We start from the raw sequence: 24,913 nt of genomic DNA on the forward strand, positions 1-24,913 counted from the left end.
GCCCGCAGGACGTGGTGCGATTCAGGATTTTGTGCCTCGGGCAGGACGTTCCACGCCTTGTCTGCACTCAGGATGCACTTATCTAGACTCTTATCATTCGGTCACATGCACTCTCTGCGAAGTGAAGGGAACCACAAGGGCTTTCCAACATTTGGTTGTTCAAGAGACAAACGTGCAGCCACACCGGCTCCGGGGCGAGGAATACCATGCGTGAGAATCAATCCGACGTCTTCGATCTGTTTTCCGAGGTCTACAAGAATGCGGCGCAGGAGGAGATTAGCCTCCAGCAATATCTGCTTGCATGCCGCGAGGACAAGTCGATGTACGCCTCGGCACCCGAACGGATGGTCGAGGCGATCGGCGAGCCGACCTTTGTCGATACCAGCAAGGACGAGCGGCTCGGCCGTATTTTTTCGAACCGGACGATCAAGATCTATCCAACCTTCGCCGACTTTTACGGCATGGAGGATACGATCGAGCGTATCGCCGGTTATTTCCGCTATGCCTCGCAAGGGCTCGAGGAACGCAAGCAGATCCTCTATCTCCTCGGCCCGGTCGGCGGCGGCAAGTCCTCGCTTGCGGAGCAGCTGAAAAGGCTGATGGAGCAGCGTCCGATCTATACGCTGAAGGTCGGCGGCCAGGTCAGCCCGGTCTTCGAATCGCCGCTCGGGCTGTTCGATCCCGACCGCATGGGCGACCTTTTGGAGGACAAATATGGCATCGCCCGGCGGCGGCTGAACGGCCTGATCTCGCCCTGGGCGGCCAAGCGCCTCGACGAATTGTCCGGCGACATCTCCAAATTCAGCGTCGTCAAGCTGATCCCGTCCAGGCTGCGCCAGATCGGCATCGCCAAGACCGAGCCGGGCGACGAGAACAACCAGGACGTGTCGGCCCTGGTCGGCAAGGTCGACATCAGGCAGCTGGAAAACTTCAGCCAGTCCGATCCGGACGCCTACTCCTATAGCGGCGGGCTGAACCGGACGACGCAAGGGTTGCTCGAATTCGTCGAGATGTTCAAGGCGCCGATCAAGGTGCTGCATCCGCTGCTGACCGCCACCCAGGAAGGCAGCTACAACGGCACCGAGAATTTCGGCGCTTTCCCCTATCAGGGCATCATCGTTGCCCATTCCAACGAATCGGAATGGCTGCAGTTCAAGAACAACAAGAACAACGAGGCGTTCCTCGACCGCATTCTGGTGGTCAAGGTGCCGTATTGCCTGCGCGTCACCGAAGAGCGGCAGATCTACGAGAAGCTGTTGCGCGAAAGCGAACTGGCTAACAGCCCCTGCGCTCCGGAAGTGCTCGATATCCTCAGCCGGTTCACCGTCTCGACCCGCCTGGCCGAACACGATAATTCGCCGCTCTACACCAAGATGCGCGTCTATGACGGCGAGAACCTCAAAGAAACCGATCCCAAGGCGAAGTCGGTCCAGGAGTACCGAAACGCGGCCGGTGTCGATGAAGGCATGACCGGCGTCAGCACCCGCTTCGCCTTCAAGATCCTGTCGCAGACCTTCAACTACGACACCGAAGAGGTCGCCGCCGATCCGGTGCATCTGATGTACATCCTGGAAGAGGCGATCAAGCGCGAGCAGTTCCCGAAGGAAACAGAGGCGGACTATCTCGATTTCATCAAATCGGAGCTGGCCACCCGTTATGCCGAGTTCATCGGCCACGAGATCCAGAAGGCCTATCTGGAATCCTACAGCGAATACGGCCAGAATCTGTTCGACCGCTATATCGCCTATGCCGATGCCTGGATCGAGGATCAGGACTACAAGGATACCGATACCGGCCAGATCCTCAATCGCGAGGTTTTGGACAACGAACTGTCGCAGGTCGAAAAACCGGCCGGCATCGCCAATCCCAAGGACTTCCGCAACGAAGTGGTGAAGTTCACGCTGCGCGCGCGGGCCAGAAACCATGGCCGCAACCCGTCATGGACAAGCTATGAAAAGCTGCGCGAGGTCATCGAGAAGCGGATGTTCGGGCAGGTCGAGGATCTGCTGCCGGTGATCAGTTTCGGCTCCAAGCAGGACAGCGTGACGGAGAAGCGGCATACCGAATTCGTGCAGCGGATGATCCAGCGCGGTTACACCGAGCGCCAGGTCCGCCGGCTGGTGGACTGGTACATGCGGGTGAACAAGGCGGGTTGAAGCCAGCCCGGGGTAACATATGCCGATCTTCATCGATCGCCGACTGAACCCGAAGGACAAAAGCCTCGGCAACCGGCAGCGTTTCCTGCGGCGGGCTCGCGAAGAGTTGAAGCGCACCATCCGCGATCAGATCCGCACCGGCAAGATCGCCGACGTGGATGCCGAGCATGCCGTTTCGATGCCGGCGCGGGGCACCGGCGAGCCGAGCTTCAACGATGCCAGGAACAGCGGCAGCCGCCGGCACGTCCTGCCCGGCAACAAGCATTTTGCTCCAGGCGACCGGCTGCCCAAGCCCGGCCAGGGCGGCGGCATGGGATCAGCCCCGGGGAGAACCGAATCGGAGGACGATTTCCGTTTCGTGCTGTCGCGCGAAGAGGTGCTCGACCTCTTTTTCGAAGACCTCGAACTGCCTGATATGGTCAAGCTCAACCTGAAGGAGATCCTCGCCTTCAAGCCGCGCCGGGCCGGCTTCGCCGCGACCGGCTCGCCGACCAACATCAATGTCGGGCGCACGATGCGCAACAGCCACGGCCGCCGCATAGCGCTCAGGCGCCCCAAGCACGAGGAACTCGACGCGATCGCGCAGGAGATTGCGTCGCTGGAGGCGAAGCCGCAAAACGCCGAGATGCGCCAGCGCATCGTGGCGCTTCAGGAAGAGTTCGATCGGCTGGAGCGCCGCCGCAAGCGGATCGCCTTTGTCGATCCAGTCGATATCCGCTTCAACCGCTTCGACGCGCAGCCGGTGCCGAATGCCAACGCGGTGATGTTCTGCCTCATGGACGTGTCCGGTTCGATGGGCGAACGCGAGAAGGATCTGGCCAAGCGCTTCTTCGTGCTGCTGCACCTGTTCCTGAAACGGCGCTACGACCGGACCGAGGTGGTCTTCATCCGCCACACGCACGAGGCGCAGGAGGTCGACGAGGAAACCTTCTTCTACAACACCCAGAGCGGCGGTACGGTGGTTTCCACGGCGCTCGAGGAGATGCACCGCATCGTCGAGCAACGCTATCCCAGCCGCGAATGGAACATCTATGTCGCCCAGGCCTCGGACGGCGACAATTTCGTCACCGATTCCGAGCGCTGCATCGCACTTCTCGATGAACAGATCATGCGGCTCTGCCAGTATTTCGCCTATGTCGAGATCCTCGACGAGCGCGAGAGCCATATCTTCGGCGCTACCGACAACGGCACGTCGCTATGGCGTGCCTACAGTGCGGTCAAGCTGAGATGGTCGAACTTCCAGATGAGCCGCATCGCGACCCCGGCCGACATCTATCCGGTTTTCCGCCGGCTCTTCGCCAGACAGCCGGGCTATCAAAAGAGCGGTGAAAGAGGGGGCTGATGGCGAGCATATCCGGGCTGCTGTTTTCCGGTTCCGACTGGGATTTCAGGACGCTGTCGCGCGCCTACGAGACCATCGAGGCGATCGCCACCGAAGAGCTCCACCTCGATGTCTATCCGGTGCAGATGGAGATCATCTCGTCCGAACAGATGCTCGACGCCTATTCCTCGGTCGGCATGCCGCTGATGTACCGGCACTGGTCCTTCGGCAAGCACTACCTCTACCAGGAATTGCTGTATCGCAAAGGCGGACGGGGGCTGGCCTATGAACTCGTCATCAATTCCAATCCCTGCATCGTCTATCTGATGGAAGAAAACACCATGGCCCTGCAGGCCCTGGTGACGGCGCACGCGGCACTCGGCCACAACCATTTCTTCAAGAACAATTATCTTTTCCGGCAGTGGACGGACGCCGGCGCCATCCTCAGCTATCTCGACTTCGCCAAGGGCTATATTGCCCGCTGCGAAGAGCGGCACGGCGTCGATGCGGTGGAAGAGATCCTCGATGCCGCACATGCGCTGATGGAACAGGGCGTGTTCAGATATCACCGGCCGCCGAAGCTGTCGTCGGAAAAGCAGCGCGAGGGCCTTCGCGAGCGCCTGGAATACGAGGAGCGTTCCTACAACGATCTGTGGCGCACGCTGCCGCCGTCCAAGGACGGCACCAAGGTCCGCGAGACGGACACCATGGCGGAGCGCAAGAAATCGCTCAAGCTGCCCGAGGAGAACCTGCTTTATTTCCTGGAGAAGAACAGCCTGATCCTGGAACCGTGGCAGCGTGAGGTCATCCGGATCGTCCGCGTGATCGCGCAGTATTTCTATCCCCAGCGGCAAACGCAGGTGATGAACGAGGGCTGCGCCACCTTCGTGCATTACACGCTGATGAACCTTTTGTTCGATCGCGGCCTGATCGGCGAAGGTGCCATGCTGGAAATCCTGCGCAACCATTCGAACGTGATCTTCCAGCCAGGGTTCGACGATCCGCGCTTTTCCGGTATCAACCCTTACGCGCTGGGTCTCGACATGATGCAGGACATCCAGCGCATCTCGACCGCGCCGACGGCCGAGGACCGCGACTGGTTCCCCGATATCGCCGGCAACGGCGACTGGCGCCAGACCTTGCTTGACGCCTGGGCCAACCATCGCGACGAGTCCTTCATCCGCCAATATCTGAGCCCTACCCTGATACGGAAATGGCGGTTCTTCGTGCTTGCCGATGCTGCCAACGACCCCCATTACGAAGTCGCCTCGATACACAATGAGCGCGGCTACCAGAGCGTCCGCGCAGCACTCGCCCACAGCTACGACATCGGCGCCAGCCGCCCGGATATCCAGGTGGTGGATGTGGACCTGCTCGGCGACCGGCATTTGCGCCTGCAGCACAAGGTCAAGGACGGCATCGTGCTGGAGGGCGGCAGCCGCGACGCCACGCTGCGCCACATCCGCAAGCTCTGGGGCTACGAGGTCAGCATGGTCGCGGTCGACGCGCAGACCGGCGCCACGCTCCACGAACGGTCTACCAGCCAGATCGGGGAATGACCCGACCGGCTTGCCGGCGACGTCGGGTGTCATCGCCTTTACCGGATCACCAACGACCCTATCTACGCGCGCATCTTGGCATGGTCGGGAGCAGGAACATGCGCGCATTGATGATTGTCACCCTTCTTCTGGTCGCCGTCTCCATGGCGCTCTCGCTCGCGCACGCACTGGAATTGCCCGGCAAGTTGCGCCTCAAGGAGGCCACCTACAGATCAGCGCAGGCGATCTACTATCCCGGCTTCACGATCGGCGGGTTCGCCGAGATCGGCGGCATCATTGCACTCGCCGTCCTGCTTTACCTGACGCCCTATCCAAGCGCCCGATTCTTGTGGACCCTGGCGGCGCTTGTCTTCTTGCTGGCGGAGCATGCGACCTATTGGTTGGTCACGCATCCCGTCAATAATTTCTGGGTGCAAGACACTGCCATGCCGAAATCAGCCGCGACGTTTTTTTCTATGTTCTCTCGAAAGCAGACCGGCGACTGGAGAGATTTGCGCAACGTCTGGGAGGCTTCGCATGTCGCAAGGGCAGGCCTAGCGATGCTGAGCCTCGTCTCAATTGCTGTCGCCGCGACATTTTTTGCCGAATAGCGCCGAGGAGATCAAGACGGCGCCCTTGTCCGCCAATTGCGGCTACGAACGCTGCATCCGTCAGATCAGGCAACGGACCCGGCGCCGTATTGTCTTGACGTCAAGCGATCCGGCCGTTCAGCGGTTGGCGCGATGCTTGTTGTGGGCGCTTTCCTGGTGCTCGCCGCGGTTGATGTTGCGATCGTCGGGATCGGCAATATCCTTCGGGTCCGATCTGAGCTCGGCACCGCGCCGGAACGCCTCGCGCTCTTGCCTGGTCTTTTTCAAATCCGCTTCGGTGTCGAAATCCTTGCCGGCGTTTTTCGTGTTCTCGCGCTCCTCGATGATGCGCAACTGCTGCTCATGAGTCTTTTTTCCGGCCATCGGTGACCTCCTTCTTTCCATTTTCCGCTTCCCAAGCTGCTAAAGCCCGAAAGGATAGGTCTCGGGAAGGCCTGTCCCCGCATGTTCCGGCCCAAGCGGCGTCACGGCACTGGTTTCATCGAACCAGACGAAAGCATCGAACTGGCGGGCGAGCGAGGCATCCGCATAGTGGCTGTGCAACTCGGTCTCGGGCCGGTAGATGACGCCGATAAAGCGTTCCAGCCGGCGCTCGAGAAGCCGTTGGCGCAGCGTGTCGTCGCGCTCGAAATCGAGAAGGAAAGGCGAGACGCCGCTGTCGTGGCAAAGCCGCTCATAGCTGTCGTTGTGGGAAGGCCGCACCAGTTTCACTTCCATGTCGCCGTCCCAGTCGGTGGCGGCGGCCACCGTCCCGGAATGCGTACTGAGCCCAATCAAGCCAACCTCGTCGCCAAGACGCTGGCGGCAGAGCTGGCCGATGTTCACTTCGTCCCTGACGATCCCCATCTCGGTGTAGCGAGCATCGCCGATATGGGAATTATGTGCCCACACCACCGCCTTGGCATTCGGGCCGCGGGCCTGCAGCAGGTGCTCCAGCGTTTCGAACATGTGGGTGTCGCGCAGGTTCCAGGATTGCGCGCCGCCATAATACATGGTGCGGTAATAACGCTCGGCGGAGGCGACCAGGCGGGCGTTCTGGGTGGCGTCGAGGAAATCGATACCGTCCTGCTGCGCATAGTCGAGCTCTCTGGAAAGCAGTTCCCGGCATTGCTCGAGCACGGCCTTCTCGCATTTCTGGTAACCGGAGGTGAGTGCGACACGGCCATAGGTGGCCGGGTCGTTCTGCCACGGCGTCAGGCAGCCATAGCGTTCGCGCGCGATCCTCGCCGCCAGCGGATCGACCCGGTCGAGATATTGCAGGACCGCCGCAATCGATCCGCCCATATTGTAGATGTCGAGGCCATAGAATCCGGCCCGCCGGGAGGATATCCTGATCCGCTCATTATGCTCTCGCATCCAGTCGACGAACGTCGCGACGTCGGTGTTGCGCCACATCCAGGTGGGAAAGCGCTGGAACGGCGGCGCGGCGCCCGGCCGCGGCGGCCGATGGCGGACGTAGCGGTCGATCGCCGCGGCATCGGGCCAGTCGGCCTCGACCGCGACGATGGTGAAGCCATGCTTCTCGATCAGCCTGCGAGTGATCGCGGCGCGCGCACGGTAGAACTCCGACGTACCGTGACTGGCTTCGCCTAGCAAGACGACGCGGCGGTCGGCAAACCGGTCGAACAGCGCACCGAAGGCCGGATCGTCGAAATCCGGAAGCGGTTCGGCGGCGGCCGCGATCATCTGCGGCAGGCTGCTCCTGCGCTGATGCCGGTGCGGAAGATCGGCCGCTATTTGGCTGTCGCTGCCTGGCTCGCCCCAGCCTTGCTCGCCGATCAGCGGAACAAACCGCACGCCACCGAAATCCTCCTCGGTATAAGTTGCTGCGCCAGTCCGGGTGACCTTGAGCAGGCGCTGCGCGTCGAATTCGTCGCCGACCGGGATGACAAGCCGGCCGGCGACGTCGAGCTGTTCTTGCAGAGCGAGCGGTGCGCCGGGTCCAGCGGCGGCAACCAGGATCGCATCGAAGGGTGCCGCCCCGGGCCAGCCCTTGGTGCCGTCGCCGGTGCGGACTTCGATATTGTCGTAGCCAAGCTTTCTAAACCGCTGCCTTGCCGTTTCAGCCAACGCGGCGTGGCGCTCGATCGTGTAGACGCGTTCGACGATCCGGCTCATTACGGCAGCCGCATAGCCGGAGCCAGTGCCGACTTCGAGAACATGGTCACCGGCTCCGATCTCCGCCATTTCGATCATCAACGCAACGATATAGGGCTGCGATATCGTCTGACCTTCAGCGATCGGCAGCGGCCCATCCTCATAGGCAAATTCTTCAAAACCAGGCTCGACGAAAGCCTCGCGCGGCACCTCGCGCATCGCCTGAAGGACATTGCGGTCGCGAATGCCACGGCGGCTTAAGTGAATGTCGACCATCTGGTTGCGGGCATGGGAGAGATCGAGCATTTCTTTGCTCCTCCTACGGGCCTCCGCCACAATCGCCCAAGCTGCTCAAACGGCACTTTGGCCGGACCATGTCCCCGAGGCCTCCGCAGTCCGCTTGGATTCATACAATGCGGTGCATCTTCCTAACCGTTGGCGAGCCCCGAGGTTCCCCAAAAGACCGACCCGCTTTTTGTCGGGCGAGGCGGGTTGCAGGATCGGCAAGCGGGAGCTGGCCGCGCCTCCCAAACTTATTTCGAGGCAAATCCTTTCTCCGGCGCGACGCCGCCCCAGATAACGACGGACGCGGGTATTCCGGAGGCATTTCATGAACGACGAGGCCCGCACCACTGCGCAAACAATCGGCCTTGACCAGGTCGATCTGATGGACCGCTACTGGCGCGCCGCGAACTACATCTCGGTTGGCCAGATCTATCTGCTCGACAATCCGCTCTTGCGCGAGCCTTTGCGGCCCGAGCACATCAAGCCGCGGCTGCTCGGCCATTGGGGCACGACGCCCGGCCTCAACTTCATCTATGTGCATCTGAACCGGACCATCCGTGAACGTGGCCTCGATGTTCTGTTCATCTGCGGGCCGGGTCACGGCGGCCCGGCAATGGTCGCGAACACCTGGCTTGAGGGCACCTACAGCGAGATTTATCCCGAGGTCGGCGGGGACGAAGACGGCCTGCGAAAGCTGTTCCGGCAGTTCTCGTTTCCCGGCGGAGTGCCGAGCCACGCGGCTCCGGAGACGCCCGGCTCGATCCACGAAGGCGGAGAACTCGGCTATGCGCTGGTTCATGCCTTCGGCGCCGCCTTCGACAATCCGAACCTTGTCGTTGCCTGCGTCGTCGGCGACGGTGAAGCCGAGACCGGCCCGCTCGCCGCGGCCTGGCACTCCAACAAGTTCCTGAACCCGGCATCCGACGGTGCCGTCCTGCCGATCCTGCATCTCAATGGCTACAAGATCGCCAACCCGACGATCCTCGGCCGCATGGAAGACGAGGCGTTGCGCAGCCTGTTCCTCGGCTATGGCTACGAAACCTTCTTCGTGGAAGGTCATGAACCTGCTGCGATGCATCGGGAGATGGCCCGCACGCTCGATACCGTGCTCGACCGGATCCACTCCATCCAGGAGCCTGCAAGAGCCGCGGGCTGGAAGGGAGAGCGGCCGCTGTGGCCGATGATCGTGCTGCGCAGCCCAAAGGGTTGGACCGGGCCGAAAGAGGTCGACGGCAAGAAGGTCGAGGATTTCTGGCGCTCGCACCAGGTCCCGGTGTCGAACGCACGCGGCGATGCGGCGCACCGACAGATCCTCGAAGACTGGATGCGCGGCTACGAACCGAAGACGCTGTTCGACGAAGGCGGGCATCTCCTGGCGGAGCTCGCGGCGCTGGCACCCACAGGGTCAAGACGCATGGGCGCAATCCCCTACGCCAATGGCGGCCTGCTGAAACAAGACCTCGTGCTTCCCGATTGGAAAGGCCTCGCGCTCGACGTACCGCGTCCGGGCGGCACTGTTGGGGAGGCGACGCGGACCGTGGGAAGCTATCTTCGCGACGTGACCCGCTTGAACACCGAGGCCAGGAATTTCCGGCTGATGGGGCCGGACGAGACATCCTCCAACCGCCTTGACGACGTGTTCGAGGTTACGGACCGCGTCTGGATGGAGCGGATCGAGCCTTACGACGTCCATCTTTCCCGCGACGGCCGCGTCATGGAAGTGCTCAGCGAGCACCTTTGCCAAGGCTGGCTGGAGGGCTATCTGCTGACCGGCCGCCACGGCCTGTTCTCGTGCTACGAGGCGTTCGTCCACATTGTCGATTCCATGGTCAACCAGCACGCCAAATGGCTGAAGACCTCCGGCGAACTTGCCTGGCGCAAGCCGATCGCCTCGCTCAACTACCTGCTGACCTCGCATGTCTGGCGGCAGGATCACAACGGCTTCAGCCATCAGGATCCGGGCTTTGCCGATTTCGTCGCCAACAAGAAGGCCGACACGGTAAGGCTCTATTTCCCGCCGGATGCCAACACGCTGCTGTGGATCACCGACCATTGCCTGAAAACCTACAACCGCATCAACGTCATCGTCGCCGGCAAGCAGCCGGCGCCGCAATGGCTGTCCGCCGAAGACGCGGAAGCGCACTGCAGGGTCGGCGCGGGCATCTGGGAATGGGCCGGGACGGTTGCCAAGGGCGAAGATCCGGATGTGATCCTGGCTTGCGCCGGCGACGTGCCGACACTGGAGACGCTTGCCGCAGCCGACATCCTGCGCTCGGGCATTCCGGACCTGAAGATCCGCGTCGTCAATGTCGTCGACCTGATGATTTTGCAGTCGAATTCCGAGCATCCGCATGGCTTTGCCGACGACAGATTCGACGCACTGTTCACCAGGGCCAAGCCGGTCATCTTCGCCTATCACGGCTATCCCTATCTCATTCACCGTCTGACCTACCGGCGCGCCAACCACGACAACATGCATGTGCATGGCTTTCGCGAGGAAGGCACGACGACGACACCGTTCGACATGGTGGTGCTCAACCAGCTCGACCGCTATCATCTGGCGCTCGCCGCGATCGCCCGCGTGCCGGGGCTGGCCGAGCGGGCGAAGGATCTTGCCGCGGCGCTGCATGGGAAATTGGCTGAGCACACGGCCTATGTCCGCGAACATGGCGAGGACATGCCTGAGGTCCAGAAATGGTCCTGGCCGCAGGACGGCGCGACGAGGGCCGGCGATTGATGCGACGATCGATCCTTGCGTTGAATGCCGGCTCGTCGAGCATCAAGTTCAGACTTTACGACCTTGCAGCGTCCGCCGAGCTGGATCTTGCCTCGCGCGGTTCGCTTGATCTGGGCGATGCGCCAAGGCTGACCGCGAAAACCGCCGATGGGGAGCTGCAGTGCGATCGGCCACTTGCCGCAGACGCCTCACGCGACATGGGCATCGGCCAGATGCTGCAATGGATCGAGAACGAACTTGGCGGAAGGAAACTGATCGCCGCGGGCCATCGCATCGTCCATGGCGGACGCGAGTTCGTCGAACCTGTCCGCCTGACGCCGACAGTTATCGAGGCTCTCGACAGGCTGACCCCGCTTGCGCCACTGCACCAGCCGCGCAGTCTCGCACCAATCCGGGCGCTTGCTGCGCTGCGGCCGGACCTGCCGCAGGTCGGATGTTTCGACACGGCCTTTCATCGGACCATCGAGCCTCTGGTCAGCCGTTTCGCGCTGCCGCGCCGCTATGAGGCAGACGGCATCCACCGCTACGGCTTTCACGGGCTTTCCTACGAATATGTCGCCGGCCGGCTCAAGCAGATATCGCCCGATCTGGCGGCGAAAAGAACCATCGTCGCCCATCTCGGCAACGGGGCGAGCCTGTGCGCCATGCGCGACGGGCGAAGCGTCGATACGACGATGGGCTTTTCAGCGCTTGACGGCCTGGTCATGGGCACACGCTGCGGCGCCATCGATCCGGGCGTGCTTTTGTACCTGTTGCTGGAAAGAGGCGTTTCGAGAGAGGCGCTGCAAGACATGCTCTACGAGGAATCCGGCCTGCTCGGCGTGTCCGGCATTTCCGGCGACATGCGCACGCTGGAGGCCAGCGACGACCGCCGGGCTCGCGAAGCGGTGGAGCTTTTCGCCTTCCGCGCCGCCAGGGAAATTGCCGCGCTCGCCAACACGCTGGGCGGGCTGGAATGCCTGGTGTTCACCGGCGGCATCGGCGAGCACTCTGCCCCGGCCCGCAAAGCGATTTGCGGCAGGCTTGGCTGGCTCGGCGTGGCGATCGACAAGACGGCCAACAGCTCCCATGCCGCGCTCATCAGCCGGGCGGACAGCAAGGTCGAAGTCCGCGTCGTCGCGACCGACGAAGAAGGGGTCATCGCCCACCATACGCGCAAGGTCATGGAGGAGCCCGGCTGATGCGGATGGCCTTGCTCGACCGGCTACGTCGCGAGGGCGGCCGATCTGTTGAACACAATGGTCACCCGCGTTCCGTTGCCAGGGGTCGAATCCACCTCGAACCGCGCTTTGGCATTTTCGGTCAGCGATTGAGCGATCAGCGCTCCGAGCTTGCCGGGTCTCGGCCAGGTCTCGCCTTCGGGCAGGCCGATGCCATCATCGCCGACTACGATGCGAAAACCGTCGCCATCGACGACGCTGCGCAGCGTGATCGTGCCGCCTTCGCGACCCAGAAAGGCGTGCTTCAGCGCGTTCGTCAAAAGCTCATTGAGGTCACTCGCCAACTGCGAAGTCCCGGCGCGGCCACGCATGGCGGAGAGCCGAGATGATGGTTGGGAAGCGCCTGAAGGCTCAGCTCGAATGGCTCTGCTCGACCAGATGGTATTTATACCGGTCGCGAATATGCGTGTTGAAGAACCGGCCCTTCGACGAGGCTTTGCGGAATGCCGCGTGGACCTGCGGCGGCACGTCCTCGTAGTCATAGCGGTTTCCGCTCGGGACGAACCATACGGAGAGGACCCTCGTCACCGGCTGGTAATCGATGCTTCTGATCGCAGTTGAAGGCATCTCGACAGGTCCAATGCTCGGCAGTGCTCCAATCCAGGCAATCGTGTGAATAACCCTGCACGGAGAGCGAGGTTCCTTCCTGCCGAAGCAGCCTTGCCGCTACGGGCCGGCTTCACCAAATACGGTTGATGCCACCGCTCAAGACATCGGCTGCAGCCCGCCAGGGCGATCTCTTTGCCGCCACCGACGACCTGCCGGAAGGATTTCACTACCAGCCTGAACTGATCACGCCGGACGAAGAAGCAGCGTTGGCAAGCCAGCTCGCAACCCTGCCTTTTCAGGCCTTCGACTTTCACGGCCATCTGGCAAACCGTCGGGTGGTCGGCTTCGGGCTGCGTTACGACTACGATCGGCTCGAAGTCGTCGAGGCACCGCCGATACCCGGCTTTCTGCTGCCGCTCAGGGGAAAGGTTGCAGCCTTTGCCCGCCTGCCGGCCGAAACCTTCGTGCAGGTGCTGATCAACGAGTACCGGCCGGGCGCCGGTATCGGCTGGCACCGCGACAAGCCTCATTTCGAGGCGGTCGCCGGCGTTTCGCTGCTGGCCGCCTGCAGCTTTCGCCTGCGCCGGAAAAACGGCACGCGATGGGATCGCAAGACGGTCACCGTCGAGCCAAGATCGGCCTATCTGATGACGGGTGCTGCGCGCAACGAATGGGAGCACAGCATTCCGCCGGTTGCCGAGCACCGCTATTCGATCACGTTGCGCACGCTGCGGCCGTAACGCGCTTAAAGCAGAGCGGTGAGGAAGCCCGAGCGCTGCCCTTAAGAACTGGGCTGAAACAAATTCATCCGTCGCCATGCCGACCGGCCAAATCCGCCAGCATGGCGCGCTGGCCCTTCAGGATCTTGAGGTTGGCTTCAGGCAGGGAGAACCAGCCCGCTCTGTCGACTTCGGGAAATTCCTTCATCGAGCCGGACCTTGGCGGCCATTCCATGACGAAGGTGTTGCTGCTGATGGCGTCGCTGTCGAAGTCCGCTTCGACGCACCATGCGATGACGAGCTTGCCACCCGGCTGCCGGTAGCTGCCAAGGTGTCCGAAAACTCCATCGATGGCGATGCCGAGCTCCTCTTCTGCCTCGCGTTTGGCCGCCGCCAGCTCGTCCTCGTTCTCGTCGACCAAGCCCTTCGGGATCGACCATGCGCCGTCGTCCTTCTTCGCCCAGAATGGGCCGCCCGGATGCACCAGCAACACCTGAAGTGAACCTCTGCTTTGGCGATAAATGAGCAACCCTGCGCTGCGTTTGGCCATTCCGCTATTCCCCTGACGAAAATGAAACGAACGTTCTCGTCCGGGCCAGCGTATGGAGCAGCCTGCCACGGCGGAACGATTTCCGCTCGCAGCCGTTCCGTCCGTTCGGCAAATGAGTGATTGACATGGCGACGCCGCGAGCTGCCTGGAAGGGCTTTATGAAAGTCGGATCGGTTTCCTGTGGCGTCAAGATCATCGGCGCCGTCAGCGAGGCCGAGAAAGTACATTTCAGGATCCTGAACCGCAAAGACGGTCTCCCGGTCAAGAGCGCCTATATAGACGAGGAGACCGGCGACACGGTCGAGGCGGCCGAGCAGGTAAAGGGCTACGAGGTCGAAAAGGGCGAGTTCATCCGCATTGAGCCGGACGAAATCAAGAAACTGAAGATGGTGTCGCAGCACACGCTCGAGATCGGCGAGTTTGTGCCCACCGCCGAAATCGACGCACGCTACCTCGAAAAGCCCTATTATCTGGTCCCGGCCGATGTGCCCTCCACGGAGGCTTTCGCGGTGATCCGGGACGCCATGGCCAGGAAGAAAGTGGCAGCCCGCTCCTGCGTCGTGCTGTACCAGCGTGGCCGAGAGGTGCTGATCCAGCCGCTGGGCAAGGGCATGGTGATGACTGAACTACGCAACCACAATGAAGTGGTCGCGGCGGACGCGGTGTTCGAAGGGCTGAAGGCTCGCAAGGTCGATCCCGAGATGCTGGAAATCGCGCAATTGCTGATCGACAAGAAGCCGGCCAAATTCGACCCGTCGAAGTTCGAAGACACTTATGAACAGGCGCTGGTTTCGATGATCGAAGCCAAGCGCAAGGGCAAGAAACCGCCCAAGCCGGCACCCGAGCCGAGGACGAACGTCGTCAATCTCGCCGATGTTTTGCGCAAGAGCCTGGCGCAGGAAGGCGGCAAGGCGCCGAACAAGAGTCCGAGGGCGACGGCGAAACGCAAATCGGCCTGAATGTCCGAAAGCAGATCGAACGGAACCGAAAACACTCGCGCGCATTTAGATGACGTAGCAATCCGTCGGCAAGCCAAGCGGAGCGGGGGACTGGTGGACGTCGTTGAACTAAGGACTGGCGGAATCCCGCAAGTTTCCTCCGCCGATCTGATGCAGGCGTTGCCTGTCGCTGTCTACACCACCGACAAACAAGGCTACATCACCTTCTTCAACGAAGCCGCTGCCGATCTCTGGGGACATCGTCCGATGCTTGGCCAGGACCGCTGGTGCGGATCATGGAAGCTTCGCCATCTTGATGGGCGACCGATGGCGCATGACGAATGTCCGATGGCCGTTGCCTTGCTGGAGGAGCGGGAGGTTCGTGGGGGCCGGGCGATCGCCGAGCGGCCGGACGGTCAGTTCATCCCGTTCAGCGCGCACCCGGTCCTGCTTCGCAATGTGCGCGGCGAGGTCGTCGGCGCCATCAACACCTTGCTCGACCTGCGCACCCAGGCGCTGGCTGACGACGCCGGCATAAGGCTCGCTGCCATCGTCGAATCCTCGATGGACGCGATCGTGTCGAAAGACCTGAACGGCACTATCACCAGTTGGAACGACGCGGCACAACGCCTGTTCGGCTACACGCCCGCCGAGGCGATCGGGCGCCCGGTGACGATCCTCATCCCGCCCGACCACCTGGATGAGGAAGCCATGATCATCAGCCGCATTCGCGCCGGCGAACGGATTCCTTCTTACGAGACGATCCGGCAGCGCAAGGACGGCACACTGGTTCCGGTTTCGCTCACCATCTCGCCGATACGCGACGGCATCGGGCGTATCATCGGCGCCTCCAAGATCGCGCGCGACATCAGCCCGCACAAGGAGAGTGAACGGCGCATCCGCACCCTCATGCGCGAAGTCAATCATCGCGTCAAAAACCAATATTCGGTGATCGTCTCGATGATCCGCGAGACCAGCAAGCTGGCGGGTACCCCAGAGGCTTTCCTTTCCCAGGTCCGGGAACGCATCATGGCACTTTCGGAATCACACGATCTGCTAGTCGATGCCGAATGGCGTGGCGCGACTATCGGCGAATTAATCCATGCCCAGACCAAGGCCTTCGCGACACAGGCCAGGCTGTCGATGAGCGGGCCGATGATCATGCTGCAGCCGAACGCGGTGCAATATCTCGGCATTGCCTTTCACGAGCTGGCCACCAATTCGGTAAAGCACGGAGCGCTGTCGCGCCTTGACGGACGGGTCGAGGTCGAATGGACCGTGACGCCAGCCGCCGATGGCAGCGATGGCTTCCGCCTTGTCTGGCGGGAACTGGACGGACCATTGGTCGATGAAAACACGCGACGCGGTTTCGGAACGGTCGTGCTCAAACGCGTCACCCCGCAGGCGCTCAGCGGCGCCGGCCGCCTGGAATTTGAGAGGCATGGCATCACCTGGACGCTGGAAGCGCCGCTGCGCTTCGTTCAGATGTCGATGGCCGGCATTGCGGTTGATTGAAGGCCGCTACGTAGGCCGCGGCTTGGCGGCCGTGTGGCAACGCAATCCTATGGCAGCAATCAGGAGGAGCAGCGATGAGTTGGCTGGGCACCTGGCGGAACCAATACGGGTCGGTCGTCGAACTGACCAGCGAAGAGGGCGGACGGATCAGCGGAACCTTCAGGACGGCGCTGGAGGACAGCGCCTTCTTCGGCATGACCGTGCCGCTGTTCGGAGCCTGCCATGGAGACGTCATCGGATTCACCTGCGCGGCCGAAGGGCGGGTCGGAGCCGCGGCGGTGAGCTATACTGGCATCCTCAGGGATGGGAAGCTGGAGATGCTGTGGCACACCGTTGCGGATGCCGCTTTGTCGGCTGAAAAGGAAGGGGCCCCGGCCCGAGCCAGGAAACTCCCCGCCTGGCGCGCTTTTGGAACCAGCCTCGACAGTTTTGAACGCGTCTCCTGACTGTCGCGGGCATTCAGCTCGCGAGTGAGGCAGCAGGAGTCCCGCAGTGCACAGGAACTCGCACTGACGATGGCGCGTTGGTGCGCCAGGACATGTGTGTTCGTTACGGGGCCGAACCAATGAGCGTGCTTTATCGCGCAGCGAAAATCGCCGAACAGGCCCATGCCGGGCAGACGGACAAGACAGGGCGGCCTTATATCGAACATTGCCGCCGGGTCGTCGATGCCGTCGAAACGCTTGATCAGAAAGCCATCGCCTATCTTCACGACGTCATCGAAAAAGGCGATGGCTGGAACCGCGACCGGCTTGAGGCGGCCGGGTTTGGACCGTCCATCGTATCTGCCGTCGATGCCATGACGCGGCTGCCGAACGAGGACGATGCCGCTTTCGTTCGCAGAGCCGCTGCCAATCCGTTGGCGTTGCCTGTCAAGCGCGCCGATCTTGCCGACAATCTATGGCAGGCACGGCAGATCGGGGCCTCGACAGCGAAATACGAAGACGGCCTGCGCATTCTCAGAGAAGAATTCGCGAGCTGACGGAAAGCTGGCGCCTGTCGCCGATATGGGTTTACTCGGTGACGTGCGGCGTGTGCCGCTTGTCCTCCGCGGGATCGGCCTCGATCCGCGCCCGGCCGGGATCGAACGCGCCGTGGCGGGCGATCGCCAATGCCGGGGTGTCGGGCGTCTCGTAGGCCCACATGAAGTCTTCTGCCGACGAACCGACCGCATGAACACGCCAATAGCTTGCCGTGCCTTTCAGCGGGCTGTGGCTCGTTGTGTTCGTCTTCTCCAGAAGGTCGAAATAGATGTCCTCGAAGGGTATGTAGAAGACAGGATCATGACCGTCTTCGTAGAGCAGCTTTGCCCGCTCGCTCGACGCAATGATGGCGTCGGAGAACCGAACGGTTACGGTTCCATCGAACGGGACAATGCTGAGCGGGCCTGGGCGGGGGGCGGAATTTGCGGCTAAGGACTGCATTCGACTTCTCCGTTGACTGCGCTGCCCTCCCGAAACGTGCTGTTGCCCGTCAGAGTTCCAGCTCTACGCCTCTCCTCTTCCGATCCTGTCGAGGAACCCGGCAAGGTGATCGGCAACGCGCTCGGGTGCTTCGCGCGTCGGAAAGTGGCCGATGCCAGCCAGAAGCTGGCGCTCGTAATGGGCCGTGAAGTGCCGTTCCTTGCCTTCGGACGATTGCGGCAGGACAACGCGGTCGGCATCGCCGTGGATCGTCAGAGTAGGCGCGGGAATAGACTTGGCGGAAATCTGGCGCCGGGCAAGATCGGTGTAGCGCGGATCGGGATCGGCTTCACCCCAGCGAACCCTGTAGGAGTGCAATGTCACGTCGGCCCAATCGGGATTTTCGAAGGAAGCGGCAACGCTGTCAAAAAGCTCTTCCTCGAACCAGCCGGGCGGGCTCCAGCTTTCCCATTGGAAATGCGCGAACGCCTTGCCTTGCTGGCGAACAATCTCGGCGCCGCGATCCGTTGCCATGAACCATTGGTACCAGAATGCCCTGACCTGGCCCAGCGGCGGCGTCGCGAGTTCGCCCGGCTGCCAGCCAAGCGACAATGCCGAGCAGCACCGTATCCTTTCGGGAAATACCGAGGCGAGCAGGTAAGCGATACGAGCGCCCCAATCGTGGCCGACGACCGCAAAATGTCCGAGGCCAAGTGCGTCGGCGAAATCGATCGCATCCTGGGCCATGGCGGCAATTTCACCGGATCGCATGGTGTCGTCCGACAGGAAGGCGGTGTTGCCGAACCCACGCAGCCACGGCGCAAAGGTGCGGAAGCCGGCACGATGCAGGACAGGCGCAATGCGCGTGAAGGTGGTTGCGTCGTCCGGCCAGCCGTGGAGAAGCAGAACGGGCGCGCTGGCCTCAGGGCCACCGGCGATGTACGCGATGCGCAGTAAGGGCGTGGTGCAGAAGGCGGGTGTTTCCATGGATCCGGCCATCCCGTTTCGATCACGCCGAATGGCGTCAGATCGTCTTCGGCGCAAGTTTGCTGAACCTCGCGCGGCTGCGATTGTTCCATGAGAGAGGCAGACTGCCAATGGAACCTCACCCCTGTTCCCGATGGAAGAAGACCGACGGAACGGTTTTGCAAGGTCGTCGTTGTTTCAGACCTCCGCACGCGCCATAATCGCAATGGCCGCCACTCGCCGACTCAACAGCAAATGGATCACATGCTGGATCGATCGCCTACCCTTCCAAGGTCGCTTGGCGCTGCGCTAAGAAGGGAAGTGCCGCGGTTTACGGTACCCGGCAATGAAATTTCGTGCACCACGGTCGCATCCTACAATGTGCATAAATGCGTCGGCACCGACGGCAGGTTCGATCCGGAGCGGGTCGCAGCCGTGGTTAGGGAACTCGACGCCGATATCATTGCTTTGCAGGAGGCCGACGAAAGAACCGGAAGCAGGCAGGGATTGCTGGATCTCGCGGCGCTCGAGCGGGACAGCGACCTCGTCCCCACACATATCCCGGAAAACCGCCGCAGCCATGGCTGGCATGGAAATCTGATCCTGGCACGCCGCGGCGTGGTCGAAAGCGTGAACCAGATCCGGCTGCCCGGCCTCGAGCCGCGCGGTGCGGTCATCGTGGACCTGGAACTGAAGGGCGTCTCCCTCAGGATCATAGCCGCACATTTTGGCTTGCTGCGGCGCTCGCGCTCGCAGCAAGCCAACGCACTTGTCGAAGCCACGCATCCGGTTCTGCGGCCAACAATCCTGCTCGGCGACCTCAACGAATGGCGCGTCCGCAACAGGTCTTCGCTGCTGGCCCTGCTGCCGCATTTCGGTCCGATCGATGCGGTTCTGCCGAGCTTTCCGTCGCGCTTTCCGCTGTTTGCGCTCGACCGCATCCTGGCCAGGCCGCCACACCTGATTTCCAGCATCGAGGTACACAAAACGCCGCTGGCGCAGCGCGCCTCCGACCATCTGCCGATCAAGGCGCGGCTGAACCTGGACGCCATAAGGCAGCCGCGACTGCAACCAGAATGAACCTGAAAGGTTGTTAGTCAGATTTCAGGTTGTTCGGTTCGCTGATATTGCCGGTGCACTTCATGGATACAGCCATTTCACGGTTTGCCCAGGACAAGATCGCGGCCGGCAATAGCGGGCTGCTGCTGATCGCCGACAATTACGACGCGTTTGCCGCGCGAATCCTCGCCGCGCGCAGTGCTACCAGCAGTCTCGACCTGATGTACTATCTCTGGCATGACGACCACAGCGGCCGGCTGCTTATGCAGGAGGTCGTCAAGGCGGCGGAGCGCGGTGTCCGCGTCCGCATGCTGCTGGACGATATAAATCCGCGCAACAGCGACGCTGCTTACCTGGCGCTCAACAGCTACAAGAACATCGAGCTGAGGCTGTTCAACCCCAGCGGCATGAGGAACGGCAGCATCTTTCGCTCGCTGGAGATGGTCGCCCGGCTGTTTGCGATGACCCGCCGCATGCACAACAAGGCCTGGATCGCCGATGAGAGCTTGGCCATCGTCGGCGGAAGAAATATCGGCGATGCCTATTTCGACGCTGCGGAGACGAATTTCCGCGATCTCGACCTGTTGCTTCTCGGTCCTGCCGTAGGGCAGACGATGCAGATCTTCGAGGCGTTCTGGAATTGCGAGGCGGCAAAGCCGATCCAGCTGCTCAACCCGGCTGCGGCGGGCTCGCGCGCCGATTTCCTCGACAATCTCGACGCGACTGCGGACGGCCAGCTTTTGAACAGCCTCAGTGCCTGGCGCACGATCACGGAGTTCATTGCAGCGCACAGCGACGTCTGCTGGACGAAAGGCGTTCGCGTCATTTCCGATCCGCCGGAAAAGGTTCGCGGCAAAAGGCGCAGGAACTGGCTGACCAAGGAGCTGCTTCCCGCTATCGCGGCGACCAGGCAGCGCCTCGAAATCGTCTCGCCCTATTTCATCCCCAGCCGCACCGGGTTGGCCATCCTGTCGAATCTGGTGGACCGTGGCGCCAAGGTTGCAATCCTGACCAACTCGCTCGCCGCGACGGACGTCGCCGCCGTGCACGGCGCCTATGCCAAATACCGCCGCAAACTGCTTAGAAAGGGCATCCGGCTGTTCGAATTGCAGCCCTTCAACCGCCAGGCCAACATCTCCGTTTTCGGCTCAAAGGGGGCCAGCCTTCACACCAAGGCCTTTACGGTCGACGACACGCTGGGGTTTGTCGGTTCCTTCAATTTCGATCCGCGTTCGGTGTCGTTGAATGCGGAAATGGGCGTGCTTTTCCACGATACCAATCTGGTGATGGAGTTGCGCCGGCGGTTCGAGCGCGAAAAATCGCCGCAGACCAGCTACCAGCTGGTCCTGGACAAAGGCGCCTTGCGGTGGCTCGGCATAGCGGATGGCGAGATGCGGCAATATTCGCGTGAGCCCGAGGCCAGTCTCTATCGGCGCATCGTTGCAGCGCTGGTCGGGTGCCTGCCGATCGAATCGCAATTGTAGAGGCGACGGATTTGTCCGAACGCAACTCTTTGTCGGAACGGAACTCCGGGATCACGAGTTGTAACCGTTGTCCGGAGCATGCCGATGAAGACCACGATATACAGTTTTCTTGCTGAGCTCTTGCCGTTCTGGATGGCGCATAAACGCAAAATGCGCGCCGACCGCGCCGCCGAGTGGCCAACACGACCGGCCGCTGCGGATGACGATGTTCGGCCGTCAGGCGATCCGAATCGCGCAACACCGGCGCGACGGGGCAACACGTCCTAGGGCGGGATGTCTTCAAATTAGATCCCGCTCCAACTGTTTGGTTAGCCGCATTTCTGCGGCGCCAAATGATTCCACTTGACTGCAAAAGCTCTGGCTCCTCGCCGATCACGCTATCGTCAAGGGTCGCAATTCGAAATCCGGCGTTACCAAGCATCCATTTTGCAGCACGTACGTTAATGTGACTACAGGTTGCCGCTATAGGTGAGCGCCATGAGTGCTAGTGCGATAGAATTCTTGCAGGACTGGATCCACGAAAACATTCATCTACCGCCGCCTCCGATCAAGCTTGAAAAGGAGGCGGAAATCCTTGCCAGGGAATGCAAGGAAGAGGCGGCAGACGCCGGCGTCTCCATAGAAGACATCGAGGAAGAGGTTGGCGACCTCAAGGATCTGCTCGTCGCCAAGCTTGAAGACGCAGCCGAGGACGAGGCCGGGCAACTCAATGGCAAGTGGCGCGACATGAATAGGACGGATGGAGCCAACGGGCCGGCGACCCTGCAGAACAATCTGTGACTCAGGGCGGCCGAACGAATGCGCCGCTGAGGGAGCCGCAATCTCCTAGGCTTTCAGGGGGTCCTTACTGCAGCCGGTGCCGTGGGTCAGACTTCGCACGATCCGCCCGGGCTGAACGAATGACGCCATCGCATAAACCTTTTCGCCGGACACGCGTTGTTGGGTTTCAAGCCAGGGAGATGACCATGCAGATGAAATCGGAAATCGCCGGCGAGGCCGCCAAGCAGCGGCACATCCAGCGCCGTATCGACGAGAAGGACAAGTCCAAATCCAATGGCAAGCAAAAAGGCGCCATGCAGGCCGGTGCCCGCAAATATCCCGAGCCGCCCTTCCCCGAGCAGCACCAGCCGAAGCCGGGGCATGAATGGGCGATCGAGCCGGCGCCGCTTTACGATGCGCCATTTTATATCGGATCGAAAAAGCTCGACGGCAAAGTGGCCGTCATTACCGGCGGCGACTCAGGCATCGGCCGTGCGGTGGCCGTGCTCTATGCGCGTGAAGGCGCCGATGTGGCGATCATCTATCTCTCGGAGGATAGGGACGCCAAAGATACCAAAAGGGCCGTCGAAGCGGAAGGCCGGCGCTGCATCCTGATCAAGGCGGATGTCAGCGAACGCGACCACTGCCACAACGCGGTGGCTGAGATCGTGCAGGAGTTTGGGCGGATCGACGTGCTGGTCAACAACGCCGCTTTCCAGATCCACTCCAGCGATTTCAGCGAGCTGACCGAGGAGCATTTCGACACGACACTGAAGACCAACCTCTACGGCTATTTCCACATGGCGCAGGAGGCCGTGCCGCACATGAAACCCGGTTCGGCGATCATCAATACCGGTTCAGTGACCGGCATCGAGGGCTCGAAGCAACTGGTCGATTACTCCATGACCAAGGGCGGCATTCATGCCTTCACCCGCGCGCTCTCGGGCAACCTTGTCGAGAAGGGCATAAGGGTCAACGCCGTGGCGCCAGGCCCGGTTTGGACGCCGCTCAACCCCTCGGACAAGGAAGCCGGCGATGTTTCGAAATTTGGCGCCGACACGCCGATGAAACGGCCGGCCCAGCCGGAGGAGATCGCGCCGGCCTACGTGTTCCTCGCCTCGCCTCACTGCTCGAGCTACATCACCGGCGAGATATTGCCGATCATCGGCGGCTACTGACGACATGTATTTCATAGCCCTGGCCACTGACTATGACGGCACGCTGGCGCATGAAGGGGTCGTTGCCGAGAAGACGCTTGCGGCGCTTGAGCGCTTCAAGAAGAGCGGCCGCAAGCTCATTCTCGTCACCGGGCGCGAGCTGCCCGACCTGAAACGCGTCTTTCCCGAAGTCGCGATCTTCGACAAGGTCGTCGCGGAAAATGGCGCGCTGATCTACACGCCGGCCAGCGAGGAGGAGCGGGCGATATCTTCGCCGCCCGCGCCCGAGTTCATCGCCAAACTCAGGAAACGCGGTGTCAAACCGCTTTCGGTCGGACGCTCTATCGTCGCAACCTGGGAACCGCATCAGGCTACCGCGCTCGAGGTCATCAAGAAATTGGGGCTGGAGCTGGAAATCATCTTCAACAAGGGCGCGGTTATGATCCTGCCCAGCGGCATCAACAAGGCGACCGGGCTGACAGCCGCGCTTCAGGACCTCAGATTGTCGCCGCACAACGTCGTCGGTGTCGGCGACGCCGAAAACGACCACGCCTTCCTCCGCGCTTGCGGCCTCAGCATCGCCGTCGACAACGCACTGGCGGCGGTCAAGGATACTGCGGATCTCGTGACACGCGGCGCGCGCGGAAAGGGCGTCGAGGAGCTGATCGACAAACTTGTCGAGCGCGATCGCGAGCTTGTTCCGAGCCGCGACGGCATTCTGCTTGGCTCGGATGACGGCAAGGAGGTGCATCTGTCGCCAACCGATACGGTGCTGATCGCCGGCAGTTCGGGTATCGGCAAATCGACCTTGGCGACCGCACTGACGGAGCGCTTCGTCGAGAGAAAGTTCCAGTTCTGCATCTTCGATCCGGAAGGCGACTATGACGGCCTCGAAGGCGCCGTCCGGCTGGGCGACGGCTCGAATGCGCCGACGAAGACGGAGCTGCTCGATCTCCTGGAGAAGCCGGACAACAACCTGGTCGTCAACGGCCTGGCGCTGCGCGTCAACGAGCGGCCGGACTTCTTTGCCGACCTGCTGCCGGGCCTTGGCAGCGTTCGCTTCCGCACGGCACGACCACACTGGCTGATCATAGACGAGGCGCATCACCTCTTGCCGAAGCGGCGCGACGACACGCCAATGGTGCTGGCCATGGAATTGCCGGGCACGATCCTGATCACGGTTCATCCGGACGCGATCTCAACCGAGGCATTGCGGCTGGTCACCGCCGTCATCGCACTCGGCCCCAAGGCGAAAAAGGTCATCAAGACGTTCTGTCACGAGACCGGCACCGAACCGCCAAAGGACAAGGACCTGAACTCTCCAAAAGACGAGCGCGTGCTGTTCTGGCGGCCGCAGGCGCGCAAGAAACCTGCCATGGTCGAGCCGATCGAACCGCGACAGTCGCTCAAGCGCCACAGCCGCAAATATGCCGAGGGCCAGCTCGACGAGAAGGGCAGCTTCTATTTCCGCGGCCCCGACAATGCGATGAACCTCCGCGCCCATAATCTGATGATTTTCGCCCAGATCGCCGAGGGCATCGACGACAAGACCTGGGAACATCATTTGCGCGCCGGCGACTATTCCGAATGGTTTCGCCACCAGATCAGGGACAAGGAACTGGCGCGCGAAACCGCCGAAGCGGAGAAGGACGGCACACTTTCGGCGCAGGAGAGCCGCAACCACGTCCTCGACGCCGTGCGCCGCCGCTATACCGCGCCCGCGACCGCGCCGAAGGAATAGGTGCAAACAGCGCCCAGCCGGTCCCAAGCCGGCTGGGTTCACCTCGTGGTCGATCTCCGTCCCGAGCCGGCAGAAGACTGAGTCCCAGCCGGTTCCAATCGTCGATGG

The 24,913-nt window shown here is 61.9% G+C and carries 22 protein-coding genes and 1 pseudogene; 16 read left to right on the forward strand and 7 right to left on the reverse strand.

Translation table 11 applies throughout. The features are described from left to right. The first annotated feature begins 206 nt into the window (after positions 1-206). The 4 genes from RQ479_RS20815 (at position 207) to RQ479_RS20830 (ending at position 5,626) form a co-directional block, all read left to right on the forward strand. Positions 207-2,156, forward strand: a complete 1,950-nt coding sequence (locus tag RQ479_RS20815) for a PrkA family serine protein kinase (protein WP_292655462.1) — start codon at positions 207-209, stop codon at positions 2,154-2,156. A 19-nt stretch (positions 2,157-2,175) separates the two neighbouring features. Next, entirely contained in the window at positions 2,176-3,498 is a 1,323-nt protein-coding gene (locus RQ479_RS20820; RefSeq protein ID WP_376702448.1) for a YeaH/YhbH family protein, read from the forward strand. After that, the gene (locus tag RQ479_RS20825) at positions 3,498-5,036 is read left to right on the forward strand and encodes a SpoVR family protein (protein WP_292655456.1); all 1,539 of its coding nucleotides are present in this window, start codon (positions 3,498-3,500) and stop codon (positions 5,034-5,036) included. The genes RQ479_RS20820 and RQ479_RS20825 overlap by 1 nt, the downstream gene beginning before the upstream one ends. Before the next feature lie 98 nt (positions 5,037-5,134). Then, on the forward strand, positions 5,135-5,626 hold the full coding sequence (locus RQ479_RS20830; RefSeq protein WP_376702449.1) for a DUF1772 domain-containing protein: 492 nt from the start codon (positions 5,135-5,137) through the stop codon (positions 5,624-5,626). 117 nt (positions 5,627-5,743) lie between these two features. On the opposite strand, the gene RQ479_RS20835 is transcribed toward RQ479_RS20830, so the two are convergent. Continuing rightward, complete coding sequence (locus tag RQ479_RS20835; protein WP_376702450.1) at positions 5,744-5,989, reverse strand: hypothetical protein; 246 nt, start codon at positions 5,987-5,989, stop codon at positions 5,744-5,746. Positions 5,990-6,028: 39 nt separating this feature from the next. After that, positions 6,029-8,029 (reverse strand): protein-L-isoaspartate(D-aspartate) O-methyltransferase, encoded by a 2,001-nt coding sequence (locus tag RQ479_RS20840; RefSeq protein WP_376702451.1) that lies wholly within the window; start codon positions 8,027-8,029, stop codon positions 6,029-6,031. Positions 8,030-8,333: 304 nt separating this feature from the next. On the opposite strand from RQ479_RS20840, the gene RQ479_RS20845 reads away from it, so the two are divergent. Together RQ479_RS20845 and RQ479_RS20850 are read left to right on the forward strand one after the other, a co-directional pair. After that, the gene (locus RQ479_RS20845) at positions 8,334-10,745 is read left to right on the forward strand and encodes a phosphoketolase (protein ID WP_376702453.1); all 2,412 of its coding nucleotides are present in this window, start codon (positions 8,334-8,336) and stop codon (positions 10,743-10,745) included. Further along, positions 10,745-11,926 carry an acetate/propionate family kinase gene (locus RQ479_RS20850; protein ID WP_376702454.1) on the forward strand — a complete coding sequence of 394 codons (1,182 nt, stop codon included), beginning with the start codon at positions 10,745-10,747 and terminating at the stop codon, positions 11,924-11,926. The genes RQ479_RS20845 and RQ479_RS20850 overlap by 1 nt, the downstream gene beginning before the upstream one ends. Before the next feature lie 23 nt (positions 11,927-11,949). Here the strand turns inward: RQ479_RS20850 and RQ479_RS20855 are convergent. Continuing rightward, positions 11,950-12,237 (reverse strand): annotated as a pseudogene (locus tag RQ479_RS20855) (ATP-binding protein); the annotation flags it as partial. A gap of 79 nt (positions 12,238-12,316) precedes the next feature. Beyond that, positions 12,317-12,532: a KTSC domain-containing protein gene (locus RQ479_RS20860; RefSeq protein WP_292655442.1), complete on the reverse strand. Its 216-nt coding sequence runs from the start codon at positions 12,530-12,532 to the stop codon at positions 12,317-12,319. A 128-nt stretch (positions 12,533-12,660) separates the two neighbouring features. Here RQ479_RS20860 and RQ479_RS20865 point away from each other — a divergent pair, with 128 nt between their 5' ends. Continuing rightward, a complete protein-coding gene (locus tag RQ479_RS20865) occupies positions 12,661-13,254 on the forward strand; it encodes an alpha-ketoglutarate-dependent dioxygenase AlkB (protein WP_376702455.1) in 594 nt (197 codons plus the stop codon). Between the two features lie 64 nt (positions 13,255-13,318). Here the strand turns inward: RQ479_RS20865 and RQ479_RS20870 are convergent, their stop codons facing one another. Further along, the gene (locus RQ479_RS20870) at positions 13,319-13,783 is read right to left on the reverse strand and encodes an NUDIX domain-containing protein (protein ID WP_352716239.1); all 465 of its coding nucleotides are present in this window, start codon (positions 13,781-13,783) and stop codon (positions 13,319-13,321) included. Between the two features lie 125 nt (positions 13,784-13,908). Between RQ479_RS20870 and RQ479_RS20875 the strand changes: the two genes are divergently transcribed. The 4 genes from RQ479_RS20875 to RQ479_RS20890 all read left to right on the forward strand — a co-directional run bounded on the left by RQ479_RS20875 (position 13,909) and on the right by RQ479_RS20890 (position 17,218). Continuing rightward, entirely contained in the window at positions 13,909-14,742 is an 834-nt protein-coding gene (locus RQ479_RS20875; RefSeq protein ID WP_376702456.1) for a Ku protein, read from the forward strand. Between the two features lie 93 nt (positions 14,743-14,835). Continuing rightward, positions 14,836-16,236, forward strand: a complete 1,401-nt coding sequence (locus tag RQ479_RS20880) for a PAS domain S-box protein (protein ID WP_376702457.1) — start codon at positions 14,836-14,838, stop codon at positions 16,234-16,236. 74 nt (positions 16,237-16,310) lie between these two features. Next, complete coding sequence (locus RQ479_RS20885) at positions 16,311-16,682, forward strand: avidin/streptavidin family protein (protein WP_352571855.1); 372 nt, start codon at positions 16,311-16,313, stop codon at positions 16,680-16,682. A 119-nt stretch (positions 16,683-16,801) separates the two neighbouring features. After that, a complete protein-coding gene (locus tag RQ479_RS20890) occupies positions 16,802-17,218 on the forward strand; it encodes an HD domain-containing protein (protein WP_023677074.1) in 417 nt (138 codons plus the stop codon). Positions 17,219-17,249: 31 nt separating this feature from the next. Here the strand turns inward: RQ479_RS20890 and RQ479_RS20895 are convergent, their stop codons facing one another. Then, entirely contained in the window at positions 17,250-17,660 is a 411-nt protein-coding gene (locus RQ479_RS20895) for a DUF427 domain-containing protein (RefSeq protein WP_292655427.1), read from the reverse strand. A 63-nt stretch (positions 17,661-17,723) separates the two neighbouring features. Next, positions 17,724-18,626: an alpha/beta fold hydrolase gene (locus RQ479_RS20900; protein ID WP_376702458.1), complete on the reverse strand. Its 903-nt coding sequence runs from the start codon at positions 18,624-18,626 to the stop codon at positions 17,724-17,726. Positions 18,627-18,869: 243 nt separating this feature from the next. Here RQ479_RS20900 and RQ479_RS20905 point away from each other — a divergent pair, with 243 nt between their 5' ends. The 5 genes from RQ479_RS20905 to RQ479_RS20925 all read left to right on the forward strand — a co-directional run bounded on the left by RQ479_RS20905 (position 18,870) and on the right by RQ479_RS20925 (position 24,805). Then, on the forward strand, positions 18,870-19,685 hold the full coding sequence (locus RQ479_RS20905; RefSeq protein ID WP_376702459.1) for an endonuclease/exonuclease/phosphatase family protein: 816 nt from the start codon (positions 18,870-18,872) through the stop codon (positions 19,683-19,685). A 62-nt stretch (positions 19,686-19,747) separates the two neighbouring features. Further along, the gene (locus RQ479_RS20910) at positions 19,748-21,148 is read left to right on the forward strand and encodes a phospholipase D family protein (RefSeq protein ID WP_376702460.1); all 1,401 of its coding nucleotides are present in this window, start codon (positions 19,748-19,750) and stop codon (positions 21,146-21,148) included. 477 nt (positions 21,149-21,625) lie between these two features. Continuing rightward, on the forward strand, positions 21,626-21,928 hold the full coding sequence (locus RQ479_RS20915; protein WP_376702461.1) for a hypothetical protein: 303 nt from the start codon (positions 21,626-21,628) through the stop codon (positions 21,926-21,928). Positions 21,929-22,113: 185 nt separating this feature from the next. After that, positions 22,114-23,085, forward strand: a complete 972-nt coding sequence (locus RQ479_RS20920; protein ID WP_292655417.1) for an SDR family oxidoreductase — start codon at positions 22,114-22,116, stop codon at positions 23,083-23,085. 4 nt (positions 23,086-23,089) lie between these two features. After that, positions 23,090-24,805, forward strand: a complete 1,716-nt coding sequence (locus RQ479_RS20925) for an HAD-IIB family hydrolase (RefSeq protein ID WP_376702462.1) — start codon at positions 23,090-23,092, stop codon at positions 24,803-24,805. The last annotated feature ends 108 nt before the right edge of the window (positions 24,806-24,913 follow it).

Origin of the sequence: Mesorhizobium sp. ISC25, from assembly GCF_042295465.1 — a bacterium.
Taxonomy (GTDB): domain Bacteria; phylum Pseudomonadota; class Alphaproteobacteria; order Rhizobiales; family Rhizobiaceae; genus Mesorhizobium.